The sequence below is a fragment of the Sphingomonas sp. AP28 genome, from assembly GCF_056680455.1.
In genome coordinates this window covers 1,796,878-1,823,157 of record NZ_CM155283.1, presented here as the reverse complement: position 1 = coordinate 1,823,157, position 26,280 = coordinate 1,796,878, and the positions used below count along the sequence as shown (strand labels likewise).

Genomic DNA, 26,280 nt, shown 5'->3' with positions numbered 1-26,280 from the left:
CGACCTAGACCTTTGGCCCCGCGATGCAAGTTGGTCGGATCTCGACCAGAGTATGCCGACCCGCCGAACACTCATGTTGACGTTATCATTAGTCTGCGTAATCTATCTGGACATGCGCTGCGACATCGGGATCGAACCGGCGCGTCGCGATCATCGCCGGAATGGCGAGCACGCACCAAGGGGAGAGATCGATGAAACCGGTCGTCGCAGCGTTCGTCCTGTTCGCGGGTCAAGTCACGGTCTTGGTTTCGGCCGAGGCGCAACGGGCTCAGCCGATCGCCGTCCGGATCGACGCAACGGCGCGGTCTGCGGCCGTTACACCCTATGAATACGGCATGTTCATCGAACCGATCGGCGGACTGGTCGCGCGGACGCTGTGGGCGGAGATGCTCGACGACCGCAAATTCTATTATCCGATCGGCCCGGCCGCCAGCGACGCGCCACCACCGGTCAATGCCGAAGGGCGGCCCGGTGTCGTCTACCGCAAATGGCGCCCGATCGGCGGCGACGCGGCCGTGACGATGGACACGCAGCATCCGTACGTCGGCACGCAGAGCGCGCGGATCGCGGTGTCCCCCGACCATGTCACCGGCATCGGCCAAGGCGGGATCGAGGTCGTCCGCGACCGGCGGTATGTCGGCAAGCTCAAGCTGAGTGGCGAGCCGGGCGTGGCGGTGACGGTAACGTTGGTCTGGGGCGATAGGCCGCAGGACCGGCAGGTCGTGCCGTTGCCGACGCCGGGCGCGGACTGGAGCGAGGCCAGCTTTGCGTTCACGCCGACCGCGGCGGCGACCGATGCACGGTTGGAGATCACCGGCACTGGCCCCTCCACCGGTACGGCCGTGTTTCGGGTCGGCGTGGTGTCGCTAATGCCGGCGGACAACGTCAATGGCTGGCGTGCGGATACGACCGCGATCGCGGAGTCGCTGAACTCGGGCTTCTGGCGCTTGCCCGGCGGAAATTTCCTGTCCGACTGGGACTGGCATGAGGCGATCGGGCCCCGCGACGCCCGCCCGCCGATGTTCGATCACGCTTGGAGCGCGATGCAGCCGAACGATCTCGGCATGGACGAATGGATGGACCTGACGCGTATCCTGGGCGTCGAACCCTATGTCACGGTCAATGCCGGGCTGGGCGATGCGAACTCTGCGGCCGAGGAGGTCGAATATCTCAACGGCGCGGCGACCTCCGAATGGGGCGCGAAGCGTGTGGCGAACGGTCATCCCGAGCCCTACCGCGTCAAATGGTGGAACATCGGCAACGAACCGTTCGGCTGGTGGCAGATCGGCAAGACCTCGCTCGATTACTTCACGATCAAGCACAATGAATTTGCGAAGGCGATGCGCGCGAAGGACCCGTCGATAACGCTGATCGCATCGGGCGCGATGCCCGACCAGTTGCATCCGAAGGGCGTGCAACAGAACTCGTCGATCGAGAGCATCCAGGCGAAGTTCGGTACCGAGGAGGACTGGACCGGCGGCTTCTTCGCCAAGGCATGGGGCAATTTCGACGGCATCACCGAGCATTGGTATGATCGCGCGGAGAAGCGACCCGATGCGCCGGCCGCCGACGAGCTTATCGAGTTCGTTCGTTCGCCCTCGAACCATGTCCGCATGGAGGCGGAGGAATGGGCGATCTACGAAACGAAGTTCCCGAAGATCCGCGCCGCCAAGACGTTCCTGTCGATCGACGAATATGCGTACATGGCGGGGCCGCCGACGCTGAAATCCTCGCTGGCCTATGCGATGGTATTTCAGGAGATGCTCCGCCACACCGATTTCCTGACGATGTCGGCGTTCACCACCGGCGTGTCGACGATGGACATCTCGCCATCCGCCGCGACTCTCAACGCCACTGGCACCGTGTTCAAGCTGTACGGCGAGCATTTCGGCGCCGGGACGGTTCCGCTGAAGGTCGATGGCGATGTACCGCAACCAGAGCCGAAGTACCCGGTCGGCCATGCGCATCCCAAAGTGCGCGCGGGCAGCCCGACCTATCCGCTCGACGTGATCGCCGGGCTGTCGCCGGACGGCACCAAACTGCGCCTCGCAGTGGTGAACGCGACGTTCCAGCCACAGCGACTGAACCTTGCGATTTCCGGCATGAGGCTGCGAGGCGGCGGCAGGCGCTGGGTCATGACCGGCAAGACGGTGGAGGCGGCGAACACCATTGCGTCCCCAAGCGGCGTGACGATCGTCAAAAGCAAGGTGGCGGGGACACGCACCGTGATGGTACCGGCGATCTCCGCGGCGATCTACGAATTGCCGATCGCGGCGGCGCACTGAGCCGGACCGCGACCGCGCCGCGCATGGCTCCAGTTGCTCTCGACCGCAATTCGACGCGTTTTTGCAGCAGCAATGCTTGCCTAAGGCGAGCGTCGGCGGCTACCACGCGATGATAACGTTACCGAGGGGGTGAGGGTGCGGCGCTTCAGGAATATCCGCTGGACCATCATCGGCCTGTTCGTGGTGGCGATGGTCATCAACTATCTTGCACGCAGCGTGCTCGGCGTCGCGGCGCCGGCGATCATGGCCGAGCAGCATATCAGCGCCGCCGAATATTCCTGGATCACCGGCGCATTCCAGATCGGTATCATGTTCCAGCCGCTTGCCGGCTATGTGCTCGACGTGGTCGGGCTGAAGATCGGCTTCACGCTGTTCGTCACGGTCTGGTCGCTGATCACGATGGCGCACGGACTGGCGACCGGCTGGATGGGATTCGCCGGCCTGCGCGGCGCGCTGGGGCTGGTCGAGGGATCGGCGCAGCCCGCGGGTATGAAGCTGGTCGCCGAATGGTTTCCGGCACGAGAGCGCGGTGTCGCGGGCGGCATCTATCAGATCGGGGCCTCGTTCGGCGCCGTGTTCGCGCCGCCGCTGGTCGCCTGGGCGGTACTCAACCATAGCTGGCGCGCGGCCTTCTTCATCGCCGGCGCGCTCGGGCTGGTGTGGGTGATCGCGTGGCTGTTCTGGTATGCGCCGCCCGCAAAACATCGACGGCTGTCGCCGGCGGAACGCACGCTGATCGTCGAAGGACAGGAGGCATCGCTCGCCACGCATCGCAAGCGTCCGCCGCTCGGCGAACTGCTGCGGCGTCGTAACCTGTGGGCGATCGCGGCGGCGCGGTTCCTCGCCGATCCCGTGTGGGGCATGCTGTCGTTCTGGATGCCGCTATACCTCGTGCAGGTGCGCCATTTCGATCTCGGCCAGATCGCGATGTTCGCGTGGCTGCCGTTCCTGGCGGCGGACCTCGGATGCCTGTTCGGGACGATCGTGGTAGCGTGGCTGCAACGGCGCGGCGTCGACCTGATCGATGCGCGGCGTGGCGCCTTCACGGTGGGTGCGGTGCTGATGACGGGGATGATGTTCGTCGGCACGGTGACCAGCCCGATCGCGGCGATCGCGCTGCTGTGCCTCGGCGGTTTCGCGCACCAGACACTGTCGGTAACGGTCATCACGCTGTCGTCGGACCTGTTCCCGCAGGACCAGGTGGCGACCGCGACGGGAATGTCGGGCACCGCCGCCAATCTCGGCGTGCTGATCTTCACGCTGGTGCTCGGCTCGATGGTCGCGGAGGTCGGCTACCAGCCGTTCTTCATCCTGCTCGGACTGCTCGACCTGGTCGGCGCCGCACTCCTCTGGGTCCTGATACGAAAGCCCGCATGACTATTCGAAATCCGATCCTGCCCGGCTTCAATCCGGACCCGTCGATCGTCCGCGTCGGCGACGATTATTACGTCGCGACCTCGACCTTCGAATGGTATCCGGGCGTCCAGATCCACCATTCGCGCGACCTCGCGAACTGGCGGCTGGTGACGCGGCCGCTCAACCGCGCGAGCCAGCTGGACATGCGCGGCAACCCGGACTCGTGCGGAGTCTGGGCGCCGGACCTGAGCCACGCGAACGGCCGGTTCCACCTGATCTACACCGACGTGAAGCGCTACGGCCAGACCACGATCGACGGTGCGCGGGGGGCGTCGCTGCGCGATTTCCATAATTACTGGGTCACGGCGGAGCATATCGACGGACCGTGGTCCGATCCCGTCCACCTCAACAGCAGCGGCTTCGATCCGGCGCTGTTCCATGACGATGACGGGCGAAGCTGGCTGCTCAACATGCTGTGGGACCACCGGCCGGGCGGGCGGCGCTTTGCCGGGATCGTCGCGCAGGAGATCGATCTCGCATCGGGCGACATGCTCGGCGACCGTCGCATGATCTTCGAGGGCACGTCGCTTGGCTTCACCGAGGGCCCGCACCTCTACAAACGCGATGGCTGGTATCACCTGCTGGTCGCCGAGGGCGGCACCGAGCGCAATCATGCCGTCGTGATGGCGCGGGCACGGTCGCTGTTCGGCCCGTACGAGGTGCATCCCGATGGCCCGGTACTGACCGCGACGGGCAAGCAGGGCGTGCAGTTGCAACGAACCGGGCACGGCGATCTGGTCGAAACGCCGACCGGCGAAACCTGGATGGTGTATCTGTGCGGGCGGCCGCTGCCCGTCAGTGACCGGTGCGTGCTGGGCCGCGAGACCGCGATCCAGCCGATGCGCTGGGGCGAGGACGGATGGCTGCGGACGCTCGACGGCGATGCGAGTCCGGCACAGGTCGTGGAGGAGGGTGCGGCGTCGGCCGCTCCCGAACCGCGGCGCGACCGCAGCGTGTTCGATACCGCTATGTTGCCCGAAGCCTTTCAGTGGCTGCGCACCCCGGATGCCGACCAGTTGTTCAGCCTGACCGCGCGGCCCGGCTATCTGCGCCTCTACGGCCGCGAGACGATCGGGAGCCACTTCACGCAGTCGCTGGTCGCGCGCCGGCAGCAGGCGTTCGCCTATGCCGCCGAGACGCTCGTGACGTTCGAACCACGTCACTTCCAGCAGGCGGCGGGGCTGGTCTGCTACTATAATTCGACCAAGTTCCATTATTTGCACGTCACCGCCGACGACGATGGCCGGCGCGTGCTGCAGGTGCTGTCGGCGATACCGACCCCGCTCGGCAGCAGCGTGATCACCCAGCCGATCGCGATCGACGCGGGACCGATCGGACTGCGGGTCGAGGTGGATCACGAAAGCCTTCGCTTCGGATACCGGAGCGCGGGATCGAGCGCGTGGACTTGGCTCGCGGACCGGTTCGACGCGAGTATCCTGTCGGACGAGGCGACCCTGCCGGGCCTGCCCAACTTCACCGGTGCCTTTGTCGGAGTGGCCTGCCAGGATATGTCGGGCGCAGGTGAACCGGCCGATTTCAGCTATTTCGAGTATGTCGAAGCCGGCGGCGACTGAACGGACTGAACGCGGCGTTGATCCCCGTTCAGTCCGTGATTACTGGCCAGCCTTATGCGGCGATCTTCAAGTCCTGCATCACGTCGGCGGTGATCGAGAGGCTCTGCTTGCGTGCTTCGTGGTCGTAGATCGCGCTGGTGACCATGACCTCGTCGACGCCGGTCCGCTCGACGAACGCCGCGATGCCGCGCGCGACCTTGGCCGGGCTGCCGACCGCCGAGCATTGCAGCACGTGGTCGAGGATCTGGTTGCCCTGCGCACCGAGCGACTCGCGGTAGCCGGCGAGGGGGGGCTTCATCTTGCCGGGGTTGCCGGTGCGGAGCGCGACGAACGACTGTTGCTGCGAGGTGGCGAGCAGTTCCGCTTCCGCGTCGGTCGCGGCCGCGAACACGTTGAAGCCGGCCATGACGTGCGGTTTCGTCAGGCGTGCCGAGGGGCGGAAGTCGCGGCGGTAGATCGCCAGTGCGGCATCGAGCGCGTCGGGCGCGAAGTGTGAGGCGAACGCGTAGGGCAGGCCGAGCGCAGCCGCCAATTGCGCGCCGAACGTGCTTGAGCCGAGGATCCACATCTCGACGTCCGCGCCTGCGCCCGGGGTCGCGACGATGCCGGTCTGGCCATCGTTGGCGAAGTAGCTCTGGAGCTCCATCACGTCCTGCGGGAAGGCGTTGGCGTCGGTCTCGAGCGTGCGGCGCATCGCACGCGCGACGCGCTGATCCGAACCGGACGCGCGGCCGAGGCCCAAGTCGATCCGGCCGGGGAACAGCGCGTCGAGCGTGCCGAACTGCTCGGCGATCGTCAGCGGCGCGTGGTTGGGGAGCATGATGCCGCCCGAGCCGACGCGGATGGTCTTCGTGGCGGCGGCGATGTGCGCGATCACGACCGCGGTCGCGGCCGACGCGATGCCGGTCATGCCGTGGTGTTCGGCGACCCAGTAGCGCTGGAACCCGACGCTCTCGGCGTGCCGCGCGAGGTCGGCCGCGTTGGCGAGCGATTGGGAGACGGTGCCGCCTTCGATGACGGGGACCAGATCGAGCAGGGAATAGCGTGTCATGCGGCAGAGATAGGTACCGAGCGGTAGCTTATCCAGTGTTTGGGTCGAATGGTTTGCGACGAAGCCGAACCTGCTCCCCTCCCTGGAAGGGAGGGGTTGGGGGTGGGTCGGGTTCCGCGTGTTCGCCGGGGAGTGGCTCAAGCGGGCCTACCCACCCCCGGCCCCTCCCTTCCAGGGAGGGGGGAAGAGTCAGAAGCCCAGGCTGTACCGCATCGCCATGCCGTAATCGTTGGGGAGCGCGGCGAAGTTGCCGGGGTCGCGGCGGAAGAACAGATTGGTGTCCAGGCCACCGCCGAACGCGGGGAGGCCGTAGCGCAGTTCAACGTCCAACTCGCGGCCTTGTGGGGCGAGGTTGAGGCGTTGCGTGGTCCAGTCGGTGACGGTGTTGCTGGCGTAGTCGAAATAGGTCGGCAGCCCGAGGTCGATCCCGCCGCGCGCAACTCGCAACGGTTGCGCGATGCGGAGGCCGATGCTGTCGTGACCGAACACGCCGTCCTTGCCGATGTCGGCCGCGAACGCGTTGGTGCGGACGAGGCCGTCGCCGCTCAACCCGCCGCGCGCCGCCGCGCGGGTCCAGCCCTGGCGCATCGATCCGCCGATGCTCCAGCCGGCGCCGGCATCGAACCGCGCCTTCGTATCCAGGAACCAGGTCGCCGCGCGTGTCGCGCCCAGCGCCGCGTCGAAGCGCGCGCCGAGAACGGTGTCGTGCTCGTCCATCCGGGTGGCGGCCACCATCGTCGACAGCGCGCCGAAGCGGCGGTCGATGGTCAGAGAGGCGCGGTTGTAGCCGGAGCGCTGCCAGCGGTCGCGCAGGCGGAGGTCGCCGTCACGCTGCGTCAGGACGTCGCCATTCTCGATGCCCGCGGTGAAGCCGAACCCACCGACGCTCTGCCGCATCGCGCTGGAGGCACGGATGTTGCTGTCGAAGCCCATCCCGCCGGCGTTGGCGATCAGGAAGGCGGGCTCGGACTGGCCGGACAGTTGCGCGCTGAGGGCGTTCGATCCCTGCGCGAATCCGAAGCCGAACGACAGCGTGCTGCCGAGCCGCTGCGTCACCATCCCCGCGATCGCCCGCGCGCTGGTCGCGTCGGCTTTCGACAGCGAGGTGCGATCGAGCGCGACGTCGCCGTTCGCGCGCGGGGCTAGTGTCATCGACACGGTCATGCCGCCCTGCGCCAGTGCGACCGTGCGGAACCGCGACTGCAGCGCGCCGCCGAGCGAGCGGTCCGGGCTGCGGCGGGCGATCGTCTTGGCGAGGTCGATCGCGAACGCGCGGCTATAGCCATCGAGGATGACCGCGCCGAGTTCGCCTTGCGCGGCGTCGCCCATCGCTGCGGACAGCGATCCGTTGCCGGTGGTCGAGACGACCGCTTTCGATCCCGCGATCGAGGTCGTGCCGAGCGGCTGGAAGGCGCGCGTCAGGTCGAGCACGCCATTGCCGTAAACCGAGTCCACACCTAGTGCGCCGACGTCGCGTGCGCTCTTGAACAGGATGTCGACGATCTGCGCCCCGCTGAGGTTGGGGAAGGCCTGTGCGAGCAACGCGACCGCGCCGGAAATCTGCGGTGCGGCGAACGACGTGCCGGACCAGAGATAGGCGGTGTCTTTCTGGTCGGGCGCGCGGACACTTTCGCCGACCGCGGTGAGGAAATGCGCGGCGCTGGTGCCGGCGCGGTCGCTGAACGTCGAGATGCCGTCGCTCGCCCCGACCGAGCCGGCGATGATGACCTGGTTTCGGCCCTGCGCTTCGCCGGCGATATTGGTGAACGGATCGGGGTTGGTCGAGCCGTCGTTGCCGGCCGCGATCACGACGACCAGGCCGGCGGCAGTCGCGCGACCGACCGCATCCTTCAGGCTTTGCGGCATCTCGGAGCCGCCGAGCGAAATGTTGACGACCTTGGCACCCGCCGTGCGTGCCGCGTCGAGGCCGCGGGTGATCGCGTCGGTAGGGAATTTACAGCCCGATTCGTCGTCGTCCTTGCTGGCCGTGGCGCAAGTGCCCGGGCGATCGGCGCGCAGGACGATCAGCGTCGCGTCGAACGCCACGCCGTGCGATCCCGCGCCGTTTCTGCGGCCTGCCAGCGTGAACGCGACTGCGGTGCCATGGCCGCCCTCGTCGTCGATCGAGGTATTGCCGGCGACGTCCTGCGAGGCGGACGAGACGCGGCTGCCGAATTCCTGGCTTTGCAGGTCGATGCCGCTGTCGATCACGCCGACGCCGATCCCCTTGCCGGTCGCACCCACCTTGTAAGCCGCAAGCGCGTTCATCGAGACCGCGCCGACGGTGGCGCGATATTCGCTGGTATCGCTCGACGGGGTTGGCGTGGGTGTGGGGGCCGGAGTGGGGGCAGGCGTAGGTGTCGGCGCCGGGGTAGGTGCTGGAGTCGGGGCTGGCGTTGGAGTCGGCGTCGACGCCGTGGGCGGCGCCGGTATGCTGTTGATCCCGCCGCCACCGCCTCCGCAGGCGGCTAGCAACAGGCCGTTCGCCAATGCCGCCGATCTCAGCAGCCCCGCTCTCGTGCCGCGCATCAATCCCGCCCTTTTGTAATTTGCCGTAACGTACTGGAATGCAAAGGGTTACGCGATCGTAAACTTCGGGAATTGAGCCGGCGAAACTCATGGGGAACGTCGTCGACGAAGTTCCGGCTCGTGCACCGCTTGTCGCCGCGCGCCGCGGTCCGTAGAGGTTCCGGTCGATGCCTGTCCGCCTTGACCCCCGCCTAAATCATGTCCGCAACTGGATCTTCGATCTCGACAACACGCTGTACCCGGCGAGCGCGGACCTGTTCGCGCAGGTCGACGCGCGGATGACCGGGTTCATCCAGGACCTGCTCGGGCTCGAGCATGACGAGGCGCGACGCGTGCAGAAGGGGTATTTCCACAATCACGGCACGACGCTGTCGGGGCTGATGGCCGAGCATCAAGTCGATCCGCACACGTTCCTGGCGCATGTCCACGACATCGAGATGGACGTGTTGGAGCACGACGCGCCGCTGGTCGCCGCGATCGCCAAGCTGCCGGGCCGGAAACTCGTCTTCACCAATGGCGACAAGCCCTATGCGCTCAAGATCCTCGACCGGCTCGGGCTCGGCGAGAGCTTCGATGCGATCCACGACATCCACGCGATGAACCTGATGCCGAAGCCGCATGCGTCGGCCTATGCAGGGTTCTGCGCGGCGTTCGACATCGATCCGCGGGAGTCGCTGTTCGCCGACGACATGGCGCGCAATTTGACGCCGGCCAAGGCGATCGGGATGACCACCGTGTGGATCGACAACGGCTCCGAACAATCGCCCGACGCGGCGCGCGATCACATCGATTTTACCGTGCCGGTGCTTGCGCCATGGCTCGAAACCATCCTGGAGACATCATGACCTTGCAGACCATCATCGACGCCGCCTGGGACGACCGCGCGAACCTTGGCCTGGATACCAAGGGCGAGGTTCGCGAGGCGGTCGAGTCCGCGCTGGCGATGCTGGACGCAGGGACCGCGCGCGTTGCCGAGCCGACTGCTGACGGCTGGCAGGTCAACCAGTGGCTCAAGAAGGCCGTGCTGCTCTCGTTCCGGCTCAACGACAACGTCGTGATCGACGGCGGTTCGGCGGGGTCCCCGGGGTTCGACAAGGTGCCGTCGAAGTTCTCGACCTGGGGCGAGACCGAGTTCCGTTCGGCGGGCATCCGCGTCGTTCCTGGCGCGGTCGCTCGCCGTGGCAGCTTCATCGCCAAGGGCGCGATCCTGATGCCAAGCTTCGTCAACATCGGCGCGTATGTCGGCGAGGGCACGATGGTCGACGCCTGGGCGACGGTCGGGTCGTGCGCGCAGATCGGCAAGAACGTGCATCTGTCGGGTGGTGCCGGCATCGGCGGCGTGCTTGAGCCGTTGCAGGCCGACCCCGTCATCATCGGCGACGGCGCGTTCATCGGCGCGCGCGCGGAAGTGGCGGAGGGCGTCCGCGTCGGCGAGGGCGCAGTGCTGTCGATGGGCGTGTATCTGGGCGCCTCGACCAAAATCATCGACCGCGCGACTGGCGAAGTGTTCAAGGGCGAAGTGCCGCCCTATTCCGTCGTCGTGCCGGGCTCGATCGGTGGCGGGGACGGCAAGCCGGCGTTGTACTGCGCGGTGATCGTCAAGCGTGTCGATGCGCAAACGCGTTCCAAAACCTCGATCAACGACCTGCTGAGGGACTGATCGGGTCGACAACCGGATGGCCGCTGCCTATCCGGGACGAAACATACCGAGGAGATAGACTTTGACCGCTGCCGCCAGCCAGGTTCTCGACCGCGTACTCGTCCTCGAAATGGTCCGCGTGACCGAGGCGGCGGCGATCGCCGCCTCCACGCTCGTCGGGCGTGGCGACGAGAAAGCAGCGGATGCGGCGGCGGTCGAAGCGATGCGCGAGGCGCTCAACTCGCTGTACATGGACGGCACCGTGGTGATCGGCGAGGGCGAGCGCGACGAGGCCCCGATGCTGTTCATCGGCGAGAAGGTCGGCTCGGCGATCGGCAAGGCCCCGAAGATCGACATCGCGCTCGATCCCTTGGAAGGCACGACGATCTGCGCGACCGCGGGGCCGAACAGCCTCGCCGTGCTGGCGATCGCCGAAGAGGGCGGGCTGCTCAACGCGCCGGACGTCTACATGGACAAGATCGCGGTCGGGCCGGGCTATCCCGAGGGCATCATCGATCTCGACAAGACGCCGACCGAGAACATCAACGCCGTCGCCGCCGCCAAGGGCGTGCCGGCGCGCGACCTGATCGTGTGCGTGCTCGACCGGCCGCGTCACGAGGCGTTGATCGCGGAACTGCGCCAGGTCGGCTGCGGCATCATGCTGATCGGTGACGGCGACGTCGCCGGCGTGATCGCGACGTCCGATCCCGAGACCACGGTCGACGTGTACATGGGTTCGGGTGGTGCTCCCGAGGGCGTGCTGGCATGCGCGGCGCTGCGCTGCGTCGGTGGGCAGTTCAAGGGGCGGTTGCTGTTCCGCAACGACGACGAGCGTGGGCGTGCTGCGAAGTGGGGGATCACCGATCTCGACAAGCAGTATGACCTTTCGGAACTGGCGAAGGGCGACTGCATCTTTGCGGCGACCGGGGTTACGGATGGGTCGTTGCTGGCTGGCGTGAAGCGCAAGAAGGGCAAGATGACCACCGAGAGCGTGGTGATGCGGGCGTCTTCGGGGACGGTGCGGTGGGTGAAGGGTGAGCATCGGACTGATTGATTTGGCGACATTCCCAGTTGCAAAGTAAGCTCCACCCCGGCGAAGGCCGGGGCCCAGGTGGCAAGGTCGGAGTAACCGAGCGTTGCCCGTAGTCAGCAACGTTCCCCAACTGGGCCCCGGCCTTCGCCGGGGTGGAGCGCTGTGTGAGGGTGGTGAACCAGCCAACAATGGGTCCCCGCGAAGGCGGGGACCCAGACTGGGCTCCCGCCTTCGCGGGAGAACAAGCAGGCCGAGCGGTGGAACGCAGTAAAGGCGAAGTGTCGGCATGATCCTTCCCAACGTCCTCCTCCTCGTCACGATCATGAGCCTCGTCTGGTTCCTCAAGGGCGACCTGCTCGGCTACCGCCGGATCAAGCGCCTCTCCGACACAGCCTCGCGCCAGAAGACCTACCGCCTGTGGATCGCCAAGGCCGCGATCGGCTTCGTCCTGCCGGCGGTGATCGGACTGGCCCTGCTCGGCCGCCTCGACGCGCTCGTCACCGTGCCGCCCGAGTTCGACGCCCTCCGCACGCTCCTGCCCAGCTTCCAAGGCAACAGCCGCGCGGAACTGCTCGGCATGATCGGCGGCAGCGCGCTGGGTGGCCTGATCATCGGCGCGGTGCTCGCGACGCGGCGCAACTGGCGTATCCTCAAGACTGTCGGCAATGTCGGCTCGCTGCTCCCGCGCAACCGGCCGGAGATCGCGCATGCCGCGGCCATGTCGATCGCGGCGGGCATCTCCGAGGAGCTCGCCTTCCGCCTGTTCCTGCCGCTGCTGGTCGCGCTCGTATCCGGTAGCGCGTTCGTCGCGTTCGGCGTCGCGATCGCGGCGTTTGGCGCGATGCATCTGTATCAGGGGCGGGCGGGCGTGATCGCGACCACGCTGGTCGGCGCGCTGATGGCGGCGGTGTATCTGATGACCGGGGAGCTGTGGCTGGCGATGGTCCTGCACGCGCTGATCGATCTCAACTCGCTGGTATTGCGCCCGATGTTGACCGGAGCGTGGCGCGCGGCTTGACTTCGTAGGTCCGGGTTCGTCCAATCGAGGCACGGTCTACGAAGGGAATTCCATGTCGCGTCACGCCCTCCTGCTCGCGCTTGCCGTCACCGCAGCCGTCCCGGCCGCCACGCTCGCGCAGTCCGCGCCGCAAGCCGCCACCCAATCCCCCTTTACCTTCGAAGAGGTGATGGTGCCGATGCGCGACGGGGCGAAGTTGCAGACGGTCATCATGCGGCCGCGCGGCATGACCGGGCCGCTGCCGATCCTCCTCCAGCGAACGCCCTACGGCGTGCCCGATGCGCCGTTTCCCACCACCGATCGCTTCGCGCCGTTGATGAAGGACGGCTATGTGTTCGTGTTCCAGTCGATGCGCGGGCGGTTCAAGTCCGACGGCGTCTTCACGCTGTCGACTGCGGTCCACCCCGGCGATCCTAAAGTGGTCGACGAAGCGACCGACGCCTACGACACTGTCGGCTGGCTCGTGAAGAACGTCCCCGCCAACAATGGCAAGGTCGGCATGTGGGGCGTGTCGTACCCCGGTTTTGCCGCTGCCGTTGCGCTGGCACACCCACATCCGGCGCTGAAGGCGGTATCCCCGCAGGCGGCGTGGATCGATTACTGGCAGTCGGACGACCTGCACCGCAACGGCGCGCTGCGGTTGAGCTATGCGACCGACTGGGTGTCGTCGCTGCAACTCGACAAGACGAAGAATTCCGACTTTGCGTATCCGAGCGATACCTACGATTATTTCCTCAAGGCGGGCTCGGCGGAGGCGATCGATCGCAACGTGTTCAAGGGACGCGTGCCGATGTTCACGTCGCTGCTCGATCACCCCAATCATGATGCGTTCTATACCGCGCAACGCTGGACCGATGCGCTCGGCAAGACGACCGTGCCGACGCTGAATGTCGCCGGGTTCTGGGATCAGGAGGATCCTTGGGGTTCGTGGCAGATCTACGCGCGGCAGAAGCGCAACGATCCGAACCACTTGGCGCAGATGGTGGCGGGGCCTTGGCGGCATGGCGGGTGGCAGGGGGTGGCCGATCATCTCGGGCCGATCCCGCTTGGCACGGCGAGCGGCACGCAGTTCCAGGAGCAGATCCAGGCGCCGTTCTTCGCATACTGGCTGCACGGCAAGGGCCCACGGCCGGACTTTGCGGCGAAGATGTTCCAGTCGGGGTCGAACGTGTGGAAGACCTATGCGGCTTGGCCTCCGACGGGCGCGAAGACGACCGAGCTGTATCTGCATGCGGACGGCAGCCTGTCGTTCACCGCGCCGGCCGCTGGCGAGGGATGTCGCGACTACGTGTCCGATCCGGCGAACCCGGTGCCGTTCCGCCGGCGACCGATGTCGGCGACGTATGCCAGCCCGGACTGGGCGTGGTGGGAGGCGGACGACCAGCGTTTCGTCGATCACCGGCCCGATGTGCTGGGGTATGTGTCGGAACCCCTGACCACGGACCTGACCGTGACGGGAGCACTGTCCGCGACGTTGCGGGCTTCGACGAGCGGGACGGACAGCGATTTTGTAGTGAAGCTGATCGATGTGCTGCCCGACGATACCGAGTCGATGACGGGCCGTAGCCTTCAGCCGGGCGACTATGCCCGGACGCTCAACGGGTATCAGTTGCCGATCGCGATGGAGGTGCGGCGCGGGCGCTTCCTGGCGAGCGATACGGCGCCGCTACCGCTGGTGCCGGGGAAGGTCGTCGCGTGGGACGTGCCGCTGCGTGACCATGACCATGTGTTCAAGGCGGGGCACCGGATCATGGTGCAGGTGCAGTCGAGCTGGTTCCCGATGATCGACCGCAACCCGCAGTCTTTCGTGCCGAACATCGGGCGGGCGAAGGCGGCGGATTACGTGAAGGCGATGCAGAAGGTCTGCGCGGGCTCGCGGATCACGTTGCCGGTTATGCGCTAGGGTTTAACGGTCGATCAGCACGTACGCACCACCCCGGCGAAGGCCCGGGCCCAATTGGGAAACGCTGCTAACGAAAGACAGCGCGTCGTTACTGCAACCTCACCAATTGGGCCCCGGCCTCCGCCGGGGTGGTAGTTCTTTCTCCGATCAGTTCTTCATCCGCCAGCCGGTCTTGAAGATCCATGCGATCGCGATCAGGCATGCCGCGAGGAAGCCCGCCGTCACCGCCAGGCTGACCCCGACCGCAACGTCGCCTACCCCGAAGAAGCTCCAGCGGAAGCCGCTCACCAGGTAGACGACCGGGTTGAAGAGGCTGAACGTGCGCCAGGGCTGGGGCAGCATGTCGATCGAATAGAACGCGCCGCCGAGGAACGTCAGCGGCGTGATCAGCAGCGCGGGGACGAAGTTCAATTGCTCGAAGCCGTTCGCCCATACGCCGATGATGAACCCGAACAGGCTGAACGCGACCGCGGTCAGGATGAGGAACGCGATCATCGCGAACGGGTGCTCGATTCGCAGCGGCACGAAGAACGACGCGGTCGCGAGGATGATCAGCCCGAGGATCACCGACTTGGTGGTCGCCGCGCCGACATAGCCGATCACCATCTCCATCGCCGAGACGGGCGCCGACAACAGCTCATAGATCGTGCCGGTGAATTTGGGGAAGTAGATTCCGATCGACGCGTTCGAGATGCTCTGCGTGAGCAGTGAAAGCATGATCAGGCCGGGAACGATGAAGCTGCCATAGCCGACGCCGCCGACCTGCTGCATCCGGCTGCCGATCGCACCGCCGAAGACGATGAAATACAGCGAGGTAGTCAGAACGGGCGTGACGAGGCTCTGCCACAGGGTGCGCAGCGCGCGCGCCATTTCGAAGCGATAGATCGCCCAGATGCCATGGGTATTCATGCGCGTGTCCCTTCCGTCATGCCGGGCTCGTTCCGGCATCCACCGTTCCGCATAATCTTCGAGCCGTTGGTTTGCGGCACGGTGGACCCCGGAACGAGTCCGGGGTGACGGAGGGTTTTTGAGATGGTCATGCGCGGTCTCCGACGAGATCGACGAAGATGTCTTCTAGGCTCGATTTGCTGGTTTCGAGATCCTTGAAGCCGATGCCGAGTCCGCTGAGTTTGCGCAGCAGCGACGGGATGCCGGTGTGGTCGGCCTGCGCATCGAACACATAGCGCAGTCGCTTGCCGTCGTCTTCCAGCGACAGGTCCCAGTCGGCGAGTTCCGGGGGAAGCGCCGTCATCGGGTCCTGGAGCGCGATATCGAGTTCGCGCTTGCCGAGCTTCTTCATCAGCGACGCCTTGTCGTCGACGAGCAGCAGCTTGCCCTTGTTGATGACCCCGACGCGGTCGGCCATTTCCTCGGCTTCCTCGATGTAATGCGTCGTCAGGATGATCGTCGTGCCGCCTTCGCGCAGGCGGTGGACGAGCTTCCACATGTCGCGGCGCAGCGCCACGTCGACGCCCGCGGTGGGTTCGTCGAGGAACAGGATTTCGGGTTCGTGCGCGAGGGCTTTCGCGATCAGGACGCGGCGCTTCATCCCGCCGGAGAGTTCGCGGATCTTCGCGTCGCGCTTGTCCCAGAGCGAGAGGTCGCGGAGCACCTGTTCGATGTAGTCGCTGTGGCCCGAGCGACCGAACAGGCGGCGGCTGAAGGTGACGGTGGCGAGCACCGTCTCGAACATGTCGACGTTAAGTTCCTGGGGCACGAGGCCGATGCGGCTGCGTGCCTGTTTATAGTCGCGGATCGCGTCGTAGCCGGCCACCTTGATCGTGCCGGCGGACGGCGTGACGATGCCGCAGATAATGCTGATGAGCGTCGTCTTGCCCGCGCCGTTGGGGCCGAGGAGGGCGAAGATCTCGCCCTTCTGGATGTCGAGGTCGACGGGGTGGAGGGCTGTGGTGCCGCTCTTGTAGGTCTTGGTGACGCCCGCGATGGACAGGATCGGTTCGGTCATTGGCACCCCTTTTTCGTGAGGGGAAGATGGGGGTGGGGAGGGGGGAAAGTAAGGGCTCCCGCCCTGTTCTCCTGCGAACGCAGGAGCCCAGGATACCGGGCGTTGCGCCTTGTAACCCTGGGCTCCTGCGTTCGCAGGAGAACGGTTAGCCGGCCCGCGCTGCCGCTACGGCTTTTTGCAGGTCCTCTAGCGGCAACGCGCCGGACAGGACTCGGTCGCCGACCACCCAGCTGGGCGTCCCGGTCATGCCGAGCTTGGCGGCGGTTTCCATGTTCTTGGCGATCTCGGCGTCGGCGGTCTTGGCGAAGCTCGCCTGTGTGGTGTCGACCCCGGCCTTGCCCGCGGCGGCGGCGATCGAGGCGTCGCTGACGGGGCCGCCGGCGTAGAGCGCGTCGTGGAAGGTGGCGAACTTGCCCTGTTGCGCGGCGGCGAGGCTGGCGCGGGCGGCGATGCGGCTTTCGGCGCTGAGGATTGGGAGTTCGCGGAAGACCACGCGGACCTTGGGGTCGGCGGCGATCAGCTTGGCGATCATCGGCAGGCTCGCGCGGCAATATCCGCAATTATAGTCGAAATACTCGACGAGCGTGACGTCGCCCTTGGGGTTGCCGGCCCAGGCGCTGCCGAACGGCGTGACGATCGCGTCGCGGTTGGCGGTGACGGTCTTGCCCGACTCGCGGTCGCGCAGTTTCTCCATCGCCTCAGGGAGGATCTCAGGATGCGCCAGCAAATAGTCGTGGACGATCGATTCGACCTGCGCGCGCTCGACGCCGCCGCCCTGGCGGTCATAGCCCCAGACCGCGAGGCCTCCGATGACGGCGCCGGCAATAGCAATCGCCGGGAATGTAAGTTTGCTCATTTGCGGCGCTTATACTGCTTGGGATTGTCGTCCATCTCGTTCTGCGCGGCCATCGCGATATCCTGTGCGCGGATCCAGTCGGTCGTGTTCGCCGGGATGTTCGCCAGCGCATATTGCGCGCTCGCCGAGGCGGTCCGCATGTCGCCGCCCATGCTCGCGCGTTCGGCGGTGGCGAGCGCGGCGCGCGCCGTATCCCCGGTCAGTTCGTAGACGGTGCCGAGCTGCATCCAGGCGAACGGGTTCTGGTCGTCGCGACCTACCGCGGTGCGCAACACGCGAGTCGCCTCGGGGTAGTTCGCCTTGTTCTCGGTCGCGATCAGCGCGTGGCCGAAGGTGGTGGCGATCAGCGGGTTGTTGCGCGAGCCTTCCGTGGCTTCGCGCAGGGGGACCAGCGATTCGGTCGGCTTGCCCGCCTCGAGCAGGATCTGCCCCTTGATCTCGAGGAAATACGGGTCGGTCGGCTCGGCCTTTACCAGTGCGTTGGCTTCGGCGTCGGCTTTGTCGGGGTAGCCGGCTTTGTGATACGCGTAGGCGCGGGCGTAGTGGGCGTAGATCGACTGGTTGCTGGGCGGGTAGGCTTGCAGCGTCTGGTCGGCGGGCATGACGTAGCCGGCGAGCTTGGCCTTCACGCGGCGGAAGCGTTCTTCGAGCGCGGCGTCGGGCTTGTTGGCCCAGGCGGGCGAGGCTTGCAGGTCGGCGGTGAGCGTCGCGACGCGCTCGCCCGAGAGCGGATGCGACTGCATGAACGGATCGATGTTGGCGGTGCCGAAGCGGTATTCCTGCTGCTGCAGTTTCTTGAAGAAGCTGAGCATGCCGCGGCCGGAGACGTTCGCCTCGCGGAGGAATTTCGCGCCGGTCGCGTCGGCGGTCGACTCCTGGACGCGGCTGAACGAGAGGTAGCTGCCCATCGCCGCCTGCTGGCCCGCCGCCATGATGCCCGCGCCTGCTTCGCCGGAACCGGCCGCCATCGCGGCGAGGCCGAGGACCATCGAGAGCAGGTACATGCCCATTGCGGGCTTGGTGCCGCGGTCGGCGAGTACGACGTGGCCGTCGGCGATGTGGCCGAGCTCGTGCGCGATGACGCCCTGGACTTCGTTGGCGTTGTCGGCGGCCTGGATGAGCCCTGAGTGGACGTAGACGGTCTGGCCGCCGGCGACGAACGCGTTGATCGACTCGTCATTGATGAGGACGACCTTCACGTCGCGCGTCGAGAGCCCGGCCGCCTTGATCAGCGGGTTCGACATCTCCGCGAACATGGTTTCGGTTTCGGCGTCGCGAAGGATCGACTGGGCCTGGAGGGGCGTCGTCCAGAGGAGGAGGGCGGTGGCTGCGGCGGCTACGAAGCGCTTCATTTTACGGGGTATCGTCGATTGGGGGCGGGGGGGCAATGGTCGTGCGGTCGGGCGTGCGATAGAGTGAAGTATAGGAAGTGCAGACGCTGGGAGCGGTTTTGCGGGGGTGCGGGGATGGGGGTTTGGCATTTGGCATTGGGGGAGGGGAGCAGGGTTTGGGTGTGTAGGACAGGGGTTTGAGGGGGGGGGCGCGCGCGCGCGCTGCTTGCTGGTGTTTGCCTGCCCTTGCGGGAGTCGGGCCGCCATGATGTGCCACCTCCCCGGCGGAGGCCGGGGTTCAGTTGGGACACGTCGCTAACTGTGGGCGGCGCTTCGTTATTACCACCTCTCCAACTGGGCCCCGGCCTTCGCCGGGGTGGTTGTGGGTGAGGGAATGCCGAAGTGTCTCACTTTGGGCGCTGGAACCCAAACCTCGCGTCGCTCTCGTGTCTTGTTCACCCGCGAAGGCGGGTGCCCAGTCTGGGTCCCCGCCTTCGCGGGGATACAAGCTTTTTGCCGTTCGCCGTTACCACGGGAGGCTTTGGATGCTGACGGATAGCGTGCGGTCTCACGCCCCTCCCGCCCCCCACAAACGAAAACGGGCGCGGCCTTTCGGTCGCGCCCGTTCTTGATGGCTAGGCTCCGGCGTTAGCCGAAGGTGCGCTGCCACCAGCCGCGACGGGGGGCGCCGTCGGGGTCGTCGTTTGCGCCGTCATCGGTACGGGGGGGCGCGACGTCCTGGGGCTGGACTTCGGCCTTGGGCGGGGTGGTCGCGATCGGCTCGGCGAGCGGCTCGCTGGTCGGGGCGGCATCGCCGGCATCGACCACGGCTGCTTTCCGCGGACGACCGCGGGGCTTGGCGACCTTGGCAGGCGCTTCCTCGACGACCGGCGCTTCCACCGCCGGGGCTTCGACCACCGCGTCCGACGCCTTGCGACGCGCACGCTTGGGCTTGGGCGCCGACGCTTCGATGGTCTCGGCGGGCGTTGCGCTCACCTCGTCCATCGTCGCTTCCGCAACCGCTTCGCGACGGCGACGACCGGGCTTGGGTGCGGCCGGCTCGGCCGCGACAGGCTCCGGAGCGATTGGCGCCGGGACCACGGGCTCCGGTGCAACCGTCTCGGCTTCCGCCTCGATCGCACGTGGCTTGCGACCACGGCGTGCCTTGGGTGCTGCATCGGCCACCGCCTCGGCGATGTTCGCCGCTGCGGCTGCCGCACGGGCACGCGGACGACGGCGCATCTTCGGACCCTCGGCGACTTCCGCTACCGGAGTTTCCTCGACGACCGGTTCGAACGCCGGCTCGTAAGGCGGCTCGGCGTAGGTCGACTCGACCGGCTCATACGCTTCGGGCTCGGGTGCCTCAGCGATCAGCTGGGCATCATCGACGCTGCTGACGGCGACCGACTGGCCGTTCTCGGCACCCTGCTCGTTGCGGCGACCGCCACGACGTCCCCGACGACCGCGACGACGACGACCTTCGCCCTCTGCGCCATTGGCCTGCTCGGATGGCGCACCAGCCGAGACCATTTCGCCACCGCCGACTTCGACGATGTCGCCCTCGACCTCGTCAATCTCTTCGACGTTGGTGTCGGCGTCCTCGAACGTGCCGTCCTCGTTGACGCCCTCTGCTGCACCTTCCTCACCGGGACGTGCGCGACCACGGCGACCGCGACGACGACGGCGCTTCTTGCCGCCTTCACCGTCCGCATCGCGAGCTTCACGCGGCGCACGCTGCTCGCCATTGCCTTCGCGGGGCTCACGACCCCCCTCACGACGGCGCGGCTGCTCGGCTTCGGCCTCCTCGACCTCTTCCTCCTCGATCTCGTCCTCGATCTCCTCGGGGAGGTCGTCCTCGTCTTCCTCGATGATCTGGACGAACTTCGGGGCGTGCGCGGGCGGCGGGCCGCTCGCCTCGACCGTCATGTGCGCGCCTTCCTCGTCCTGGCCGGGGATGATCTCGACGATCACGCCGTAGCGATCCTCGATCTCGGCGATGTCGGCGCGCTTGCGGTTGAGGATGTAGACCGCCGCTTCCTGGCTCGCGCGCAGGGTGAGCAGCGAACCGCGACCGCGGGCGGCTTCGTCCTCGATCAGGCGGAGTGCGGAGATGCCCGACGACGATGCGGTGCGAACGAGGCCGGTGCCCTCGCAATGCGGGCAGGCGCGGGTCGACGCTTCGAGCACGCCGGTGCGCAGGCGCTGGCGGCTCATTTCCATGAGGCCGAACGACGAGATGCGGCCGATCTGGATGCGCGCGCGATCGTTCTTGAGCGCCTCCTTCATCGCCTTCTCGACCTTACGGACGTTGGAATTGTTATCCATGTCGATGAAGTCGATGACGACGAGCCCGGCCATGTCGCGCAGGCGGAGCTGGCGGCCGATTTCCTGAGCGGCCTCGAGGTTGGTCGCGGTCGCGGTCTGCTCGATCGAATGCTCGCGCGTCGACCTCCCTGAGTTGATGTCGATCGAGACGAGCGCCTCGGTCGGGTTGATGACCAGATAACCGCCCGACTTCAGCTGGACGACGGGATGGTACATCGCGGCAAGCTGATCCTCGACGCCGGCGCGCTGGAACAGCGGCACGGGGTCGGCGTAATGCTTGATGCGCCGCGCGTGCGTCGGCATCAGCAGGCGCATGAACTCGCGCGCCTGGCGATAGCCGTCCTCGCCCTCGACGATGACCTCTTCGATTTCCTTGTTGTAGATGTCGCGGATCGCGCGCTTGATCAGGTCGCTATCGCCGTAGACGAGCGCGGGGGCCGACGCCTTGAGCGTGGCTTCGCGGATGCCGTCCCACAGGCGGGCGAGGTAATCGAAGTCGCGCTTGATCTCGACCTTCGAGCGCTGGAGGCCCGCGGTGCGGACGATGCAGCCCATCGACGGCGGCAGCTGCATGTCGGCCATGATCGTCTTGAGGCGCTTGCGATCGCCCGCGTTGCTGATCTTCCGCGAGATGCCGCCGCCGTGCGACGTGTTCGGCATCAGCACGCAGTAGCGACCGGCGAGGCTGAGGTACGTGGTCAGCGCCGCGCCTTTGTTGCCGCGCTCCTCCTTGACGACCTGGACAAGCAGCACCTGGCGGCGATGGATCACGTCCTGGATCTTGTAGCGGCGGCGCAGGTTCATGCGACGCTCGCGCAGGTCCTCGACCGCGGCATCGTCGGCGCTTGGCTTGCGCTTGCGACGGGGTGCTTCGCCAGCTTCGCCGCCTTCGAGTTCCTCGGCGACGTCGGGGTCTACACCGCCATCGTCCTCGAAGCGCTCGATGTCGTCCTCGTCGTCACCCTCTTCGTCGTCCGAGTCGTAGTCGGCGCGAAGTGCTGCCTCCTCGGCGGCGTGCTCGGCTTCTTCACGGAGCAGCGCGTCGCGATCTTCCTTGGGGATCTGGTAGTAATCCGGGTGGATCTCGCTGAACGCGAGGAAGCCGTGGCGATTGCCGCCGTAATCGATGAACGCCGCCTGGAGCGACGGCTCGACCCGCGTGACCTTGGCGAGGTAGATATTGCCCTTGAGCTGCTTGCGTTCGGCACTCTCGAAATCGAATTCCTCGATCCGGTTACCCTTGACGACTGCGATCCGGGTCTCTTCCCGGTGGCGTGCGTCGATCAGCATGCGCGTTGTCATTATAGATTCTCCGCGCGCGCGCCGGGCCTGTCGGCAGCCGTCGCGCGCTTGATGGTGGTGCGGTCGGGCACGGACGCCCGGACTCGCGGATGGTATGCGAAACTGCCTCTGCGCGAAGTGCATGCCGCGGGAACTCTCCCTGCGGCGCCCGCACGACCGCGAGTCCGTCGGCGAAGGCCGGTCGGAGTGCGGGGCGGGGGGAATGCGTCATTCGAGCGTCAACCTGAATTGCCGCGCCGGCGAGGATCCGCAGGCGGGCGTGAAGACCGGCGCGTCGCTGGCAAAATCCAGGCGACACACGGCTGTACGACAGGACTAGCACTGCATACCCGATCTCGCAACTAGCCCCGGAACCGTCGCTTTCGCGGGCGTTTCGGCTCGAATTAGGGGCAGCGAGGCGCAGACTTGCCGGGGCGGCAGAGCCTTGCCGGCCAATACGTGGCAAACGGCAAATTAACCGCACTGCGCAACCGCGTCTTGTGATGCGAGGCGCTATCGCTCGCTCACAGAGATCGGATGTATCGATCAAAGGGGTGTAGCATGGGTTTTCGCTGGACCGGCGGCAGGGCCGCACGGCAAGGACGCGAGGTGTTGACGGTCATCGCCCTCATCGCCGGCTGGCTGGCGAGCGTCCCCGCCTGGGCGGCGACCGTGCAGAGCGTCGCGATCCGGGACGGGCGGATCGTCATCCGCTTCGACGAGGCGGTCGGCGATGCCGCCAGCCGGGTGCTGACCGGCCCGCGCCAGATCGCGGTCGACGTGTCGGGAGCGACTCCGGGGCGGGAGGTCGTGGGGCGCGGGCTGGTGACCGGCGTCACGCAGATGCGCAGCGGCCGGTCGGGGATGCGGATGGTATTCGATCTGGCCGAGCCGGCGATCGTGACCGACGGCGGGTTCGACTCCGATGGGCGCGAACTGACGCTCGCTGTGCGCACGGTCGATTACGATCAGTTCGCGGAAGCCGGGATCGCCGGGCCGCTGAACTTCTTTCCGTTCAATTTCGGGGCTGCGTCGCGGCCGAAGTACAAGGTGTCGGTGCCGGTACCGCCCAAGGCGCGAGGCATGAAACTGCCGCGCGTGCAGGGTGACGACACGCGGCCGCTGGTGGTGATCGATGCGGGGCATGGCGGTGTCGATCCCGGCGCGATCGGGCCGAACGGACTGCGCGAGAAGGACGTGACGCTGAAGGTCGCCAAGGCGATCCGCGACGAGTTGCTGGCGTCGGGGCGCGTGCGCGTGGCCCTGACGCGGAACGACGACCGCTACCTGATCTTGCGCGAGCGGTACGGCGTCGCTCGGCGGTTGAAGGGGGACCTGTTCATCTCGATCCACTGCGACAGCACTGGGTCGGAGAACGCGACCGGCGCGACGGCGTACACCTTGTCGGAGGTGGCGTCCGACAAGGAGGCCGCGCGGCTGGCGGCGCGCGAGAACAAGGCGGACGTGATCTCGGGCGTCAATCTCGGCGAGGCGCCTGCGGACGTGTCGTCGATCCTGATCGACCTCACGCAACGCGAGACGATGAACGCGTCGGCGACCTTTGCGCGGTTGCTCGGGCGTGAGGCCCGGCCGTTGATGCCGTTGAAGGCGAACTTCCACCGGATGGCGTCGTTGATGGTCCTGAAGGCGCCGGACATGCCGTCGATCCTGTTCGAGACGGGGTATATCTCGAACCCGCAGGACGCTGCGTTCCTGGATAGCGAAGAGGGGCGGCACCGGATCGCGGAGAGCGTGACGCGGGCGGTAGAAGTGCATTTCGCGCGTCGGATGGCTACGCGGTAGGTTTGGGTTGCGGGTTGGGCGAGGTCAGCCCGCCCTTCCTTGTTCTCCCGCGAAGGCGGGAGCCCAGTCTGGACTCCCGCCTTCGCGGGAGAACACGCTTCTGGCGGTCGATACGGTTTCCTCACGACCCACATCATGGCACAAGTCGCCCGAATTGCTTTGAGGCTGACCAGATGACCGACGCGACGCGGGGCGTAACCGACACGGGCCCCGAGACCAGCATGCGCGAGCTTACGTTTCGCGGGATCGTGCTCGGCGGGATCATCACGCTGCTGTTCACTGCGGCCAACGTGTATCTCGGGCTCAAGATCGGACTGACGTTCGCGACGTCGATCCCGGCTGCGGTGATCTCGATGGCGGTGCTGCGGTTGTTCAAGGATTCGACGATCCTCGAGAACAACATCGTCCAGACGATCGCGTCCGCCGCGGGCACGCTCGCCGCGATTATCTTCGTGCTGCCCGGCCTCGTGATGATCGGTTGGTGGCAGGGCTTCCCGTTCTTCACGACCGCGGCGATCACGATGTTCGGCGGCGTGCTCGGCGTGCTGTTCTCGGTGCCGCTGCGTCGTGCGCTCGTCGTCGACACCGTGCTGCCGTACCCTGAGGGCCGCGCGGCCGCCGAGGTTCTGAAGGTCGGTGCGGGTAGTCGCGAGGGCGGCGAGGAGAGCGCGCGCGGGCTCGGCATCATCGTCGCCAACGCGGTCGTTTCGGCCGGGTTCGCGATCCTGACGCAGACCAAGCTCGCCGCCGCCGAGGCCGCGACGTGGTTCCGCGTCGGCGCGGGCGCGACCGGGATCTCGGGCGGGCTGTCGTTCGCGTTGCTCGGCGCGGGGCATCTGGTCGGCATCTCGGTCGGCATGGCGATGTTCGCGGGCGTGGTGATCGGCTGGTGGATCCTGCTGCCGATCTTGACCTCGGGCGGGAGCGTCACCGGGACCGCGGAAGTGATCGCCAACACCGTGTTCCGCTCGGACGTCCGCTTCTTCGGCGCGGGAGTGATCGGCGTCGCGGCGATCTGGACGTTGTTGAAGATCGCCGGGCCGGTGGTCGGCGGTGTGCGCTCGGCGCTGGCGGCGTCGGCGGCGAAGCGCGGCGGCGAAGTGCTGGCTCTCGAAGAGCGCGACATTCCGATCGGGATCGTCGGGATCGGGTCGCTGGCGATGCTGGTGCCGATCGGCATCCTGCTCTGGACGGTGTTGCAGGGCGGGCCGCTGGAGGCTTCGGCGGTCGGGCTGATCGCGGGGAGCCTGGTGTTCATCCTCGTCATCGGTCTCGTGATCGCGGCGGTGTGCGGGTACATGGCGGGGCTGATCGGTGCGTCGAACTCGCCGGTGTCGGGGATCGGCATTCTCGCCATTCTCGCGGCGTCGATCCTGCTGGTGTCGTGGTTCGGCCGTGCGGTCGAGCCGGGAACGACGCAGGCTTTGGTCGCGTACGGGCTGATCGTGACGGGGATCGTGTTCGGCATCGCGACGATCTCGAACGACAATCTGCAGGATTTGAAGACGGGCCAGCTGGTCGGCGCGACGCCGTGGAAGCAGCAGGTCGCGTTGCTGATCGGCGTGGTGTTCGGGTCGATCGTGGTGCCGCCGGTGTTGAACCTGCTGGGGAGCACGCTCGGGTTTGCGGGGGCGCCGGGGGCGGGGCCGAATGCGCTGGCGGCGCCTCAGGCGGCGTTGATCTCGGCGCTGGCCAAGGGTGTGCTGGGGGGGAACCTCAACTGGGCGATGATCGGATATGGCGCGCTGACGGGCGTGGTCGTGATCGCGGTCGACGAGTTGCTCGGCAAGGCGGGGAAGCTGCGGTTGCCGCCGCTGGGCGTTGGGCTCGGGGTTTATCTGCCGATGTCGGTGACGTTGCCGGTGACGATCGGGGCGGTCGTGGGGTTTGCATATGATCGCTGGGCGGACCGGGCTCGCGATCCCGAGCTTGCCAGGCGGATGGGTGTGCTGACCGCGACGGGGATGATCGTCGGGGAGTCGTTGTGGGGCGTTGGCTTTGCGGGGATCGTGTACCTTACCAACAAGGAGACGCCGTTGGCGCTGGTTGGCGATGGGTTTGCGAGCGTGGCGCTGATTGGCGGGACGCTGCTGTTCGCGGTGCTGACGTGGGTGATGTACCGGCGGACGATGGCGGCTTCGCGGTAACGCGCGTGCCCTCACCCTTCCCACCCGGCAAGCGCCGAGCGGGCCCCTTCCCTCTCCCCCGAGGGGAGAGGGGGTAGGTAAGCGTGTTTCCCCGCGAAGGCGGGGATCTAGACTGGGTTCCCG

General features: G+C 66.8%; 17 protein-coding genes. 10 read left to right on the top strand and 7 right to left on the bottom strand.

Annotated features, from left to right (window positions below):
* The first annotated feature begins 191 nt into the window (after positions 1 to 191).
* The 3 genes from AC1MH0_RS08220 to AC1MH0_RS08210 all read left to right on the top strand — a co-directional run bounded on the left by AC1MH0_RS08220 (position 192) and on the right by AC1MH0_RS08210 (position 5,275).
* Entirely contained in the window at positions 192 to 2,285 is a 2,094-nt protein-coding gene (locus tag AC1MH0_RS08220; RefSeq protein WP_480965468.1) for an alpha-L-arabinofuranosidase C-terminal domain-containing protein, read from the top strand.
* Positions 2,286 to 2,420: 135 nt separating this feature from the next.
* The gene (locus AC1MH0_RS08215; RefSeq protein ID WP_480965467.1) at positions 2,421 to 3,662 is read left to right on the top strand and encodes an MFS transporter; all 1,242 of its coding nucleotides are present in this window, start codon (positions 2,421 to 2,423) and stop codon (positions 3,660 to 3,662) included.
* Positions 3,659 to 5,275: a glycoside hydrolase family 43 protein gene (locus AC1MH0_RS08210; protein WP_480965466.1), complete on the top strand. Its 1,617-nt coding sequence runs from the start codon at positions 3,659 to 3,661 to the stop codon at positions 5,273 to 5,275. Before AC1MH0_RS08215 ends, AC1MH0_RS08210 begins: the two co-directional genes overlap by 4 nt.
* 52 nt (positions 5,276 to 5,327) lie before the next feature.
* Here the strand turns inward: AC1MH0_RS08210 and AC1MH0_RS08205 are convergent, their stop codons facing one another.
* Both AC1MH0_RS08205 and AC1MH0_RS08200 read right to left on the bottom strand, forming a co-directional pair.
* Entirely contained in the window at positions 5,328 to 6,326 is a 999-nt protein-coding gene (locus AC1MH0_RS08205) for an LLM class flavin-dependent oxidoreductase (RefSeq protein WP_480965465.1), read from the bottom strand.
* 189 nt (positions 6,327 to 6,515) lie between these two features.
* Positions 6,516 to 8,855, bottom strand: coding sequence for a S8 family peptidase (locus AC1MH0_RS08200; protein ID WP_480965464.1), 2,340 nt, complete (start codon positions 8,853 to 8,855; stop codon positions 6,516 to 6,518).
* 167 nt (positions 8,856 to 9,022) lie between these two features.
* On the opposite strand from AC1MH0_RS08200, the gene AC1MH0_RS08195 reads away from it, so the two are divergent.
* From AC1MH0_RS08195 to AC1MH0_RS08175, 5 genes are all read left to right on the top strand, one after another.
* The gene (locus tag AC1MH0_RS08195) at positions 9,023 to 9,700 is read left to right on the top strand and encodes a pyrimidine 5'-nucleotidase (RefSeq protein ID WP_480965463.1); all 678 of its coding nucleotides are present in this window, start codon (positions 9,023 to 9,025) and stop codon (positions 9,698 to 9,700) included.
* Positions 9,697 to 10,515, top strand: coding sequence for a 2,3,4,5-tetrahydropyridine-2,6-dicarboxylate N-succinyltransferase (gene dapD, locus AC1MH0_RS08190; RefSeq protein ID WP_480965462.1), 819 nt, complete (start codon positions 9,697 to 9,699; stop codon positions 10,513 to 10,515). The genes AC1MH0_RS08195 and dapD overlap by 4 nt, the downstream gene beginning before the upstream one ends.
* A 61-nt stretch (positions 10,516 to 10,576) precedes the next feature.
* On the top strand, positions 10,577 to 11,548 hold the full coding sequence (gene glpX, locus AC1MH0_RS08185; RefSeq protein ID WP_480965461.1) for a class II fructose-bisphosphatase: 972 nt from the start codon (positions 10,577 to 10,579) through the stop codon (positions 11,546 to 11,548).
* Positions 11,549 to 11,813: 265 nt separating this feature from the next.
* Entirely contained in the window at positions 11,814 to 12,545 is a 732-nt protein-coding gene (locus AC1MH0_RS08180; protein ID WP_480965460.1) for a CPBP family intramembrane glutamic endopeptidase, read from the top strand.
* Positions 12,546 to 12,597: 52 nt separating this feature from the next.
* The gene (locus AC1MH0_RS08175; RefSeq protein WP_480965459.1) at positions 12,598 to 14,448 is read left to right on the top strand and encodes a CocE/NonD family hydrolase; all 1,851 of its coding nucleotides are present in this window, start codon (positions 12,598 to 12,600) and stop codon (positions 14,446 to 14,448) included.
* 147 nt (positions 14,449 to 14,595) lie between these two features.
* Here the strand turns inward: AC1MH0_RS08175 and AC1MH0_RS08170 are convergent, their stop codons facing one another.
* The 5 genes from AC1MH0_RS08170 to AC1MH0_RS08150 all read right to left on the bottom strand — a co-directional run bounded on the left by AC1MH0_RS08170 (position 14,596) and on the right by AC1MH0_RS08150 (position 22,216).
* Entirely contained in the window at positions 14,596 to 15,357 is a 762-nt protein-coding gene (locus tag AC1MH0_RS08170) for an ABC transporter permease (protein WP_060526780.1), read from the bottom strand.
* Between the two features lie 127 nt (positions 15,358 to 15,484).
* Positions 15,485 to 16,414, bottom strand: coding sequence for an ABC transporter ATP-binding protein (locus AC1MH0_RS08165; RefSeq protein ID WP_480965458.1), 930 nt, complete (start codon positions 16,412 to 16,414; stop codon positions 15,485 to 15,487).
* A 145-nt stretch (positions 16,415 to 16,559) separates the two neighbouring features.
* Complete coding sequence (locus AC1MH0_RS08160; RefSeq protein ID WP_480965457.1) at positions 16,560 to 17,270, bottom strand: DsbA family protein; 711 nt, start codon at positions 17,268 to 17,270, stop codon at positions 16,560 to 16,562.
* Positions 17,267 to 18,622: a M48 family metalloprotease gene (locus AC1MH0_RS08155; RefSeq protein WP_056051639.1), complete on the bottom strand. Its 1,356-nt coding sequence runs from the start codon at positions 18,620 to 18,622 to the stop codon at positions 17,267 to 17,269. The genes AC1MH0_RS08160 and AC1MH0_RS08155 overlap by 4 nt, the downstream gene beginning before the upstream one ends.
* 627 nt (positions 18,623 to 19,249) lie before the next feature.
* Positions 19,250 to 22,216 (bottom strand): Rne/Rng family ribonuclease, encoded by a 2,967-nt coding sequence (locus tag AC1MH0_RS08150; RefSeq protein ID WP_480965705.1) that lies wholly within the window; start codon positions 22,214 to 22,216, stop codon positions 19,250 to 19,252.
* Positions 22,217 to 22,768: 552 nt separating this feature from the next.
* On the opposite strand from AC1MH0_RS08150, the gene AC1MH0_RS08145 reads away from it, so the two are divergent.
* Together AC1MH0_RS08145 and AC1MH0_RS08140 are read left to right on the top strand one after the other, a co-directional pair.
* Positions 22,769 to 24,010: an N-acetylmuramoyl-L-alanine amidase gene (locus AC1MH0_RS08145; RefSeq protein ID WP_480965456.1), complete on the top strand. Its 1,242-nt coding sequence runs from the start codon at positions 22,769 to 22,771 to the stop codon at positions 24,008 to 24,010.
* Positions 24,011 to 24,183: 173 nt separating this feature from the next.
* Positions 24,184 to 26,157 carry an OPT family oligopeptide transporter gene (locus AC1MH0_RS08140; RefSeq protein WP_480965455.1) on the top strand — a complete coding sequence of 658 codons (1,974 nt, stop codon included), beginning with the start codon at positions 24,184 to 24,186 and terminating at the stop codon, positions 26,155 to 26,157.
* Positions 26,158 to 26,280: the final 123 nt, after the last annotated feature.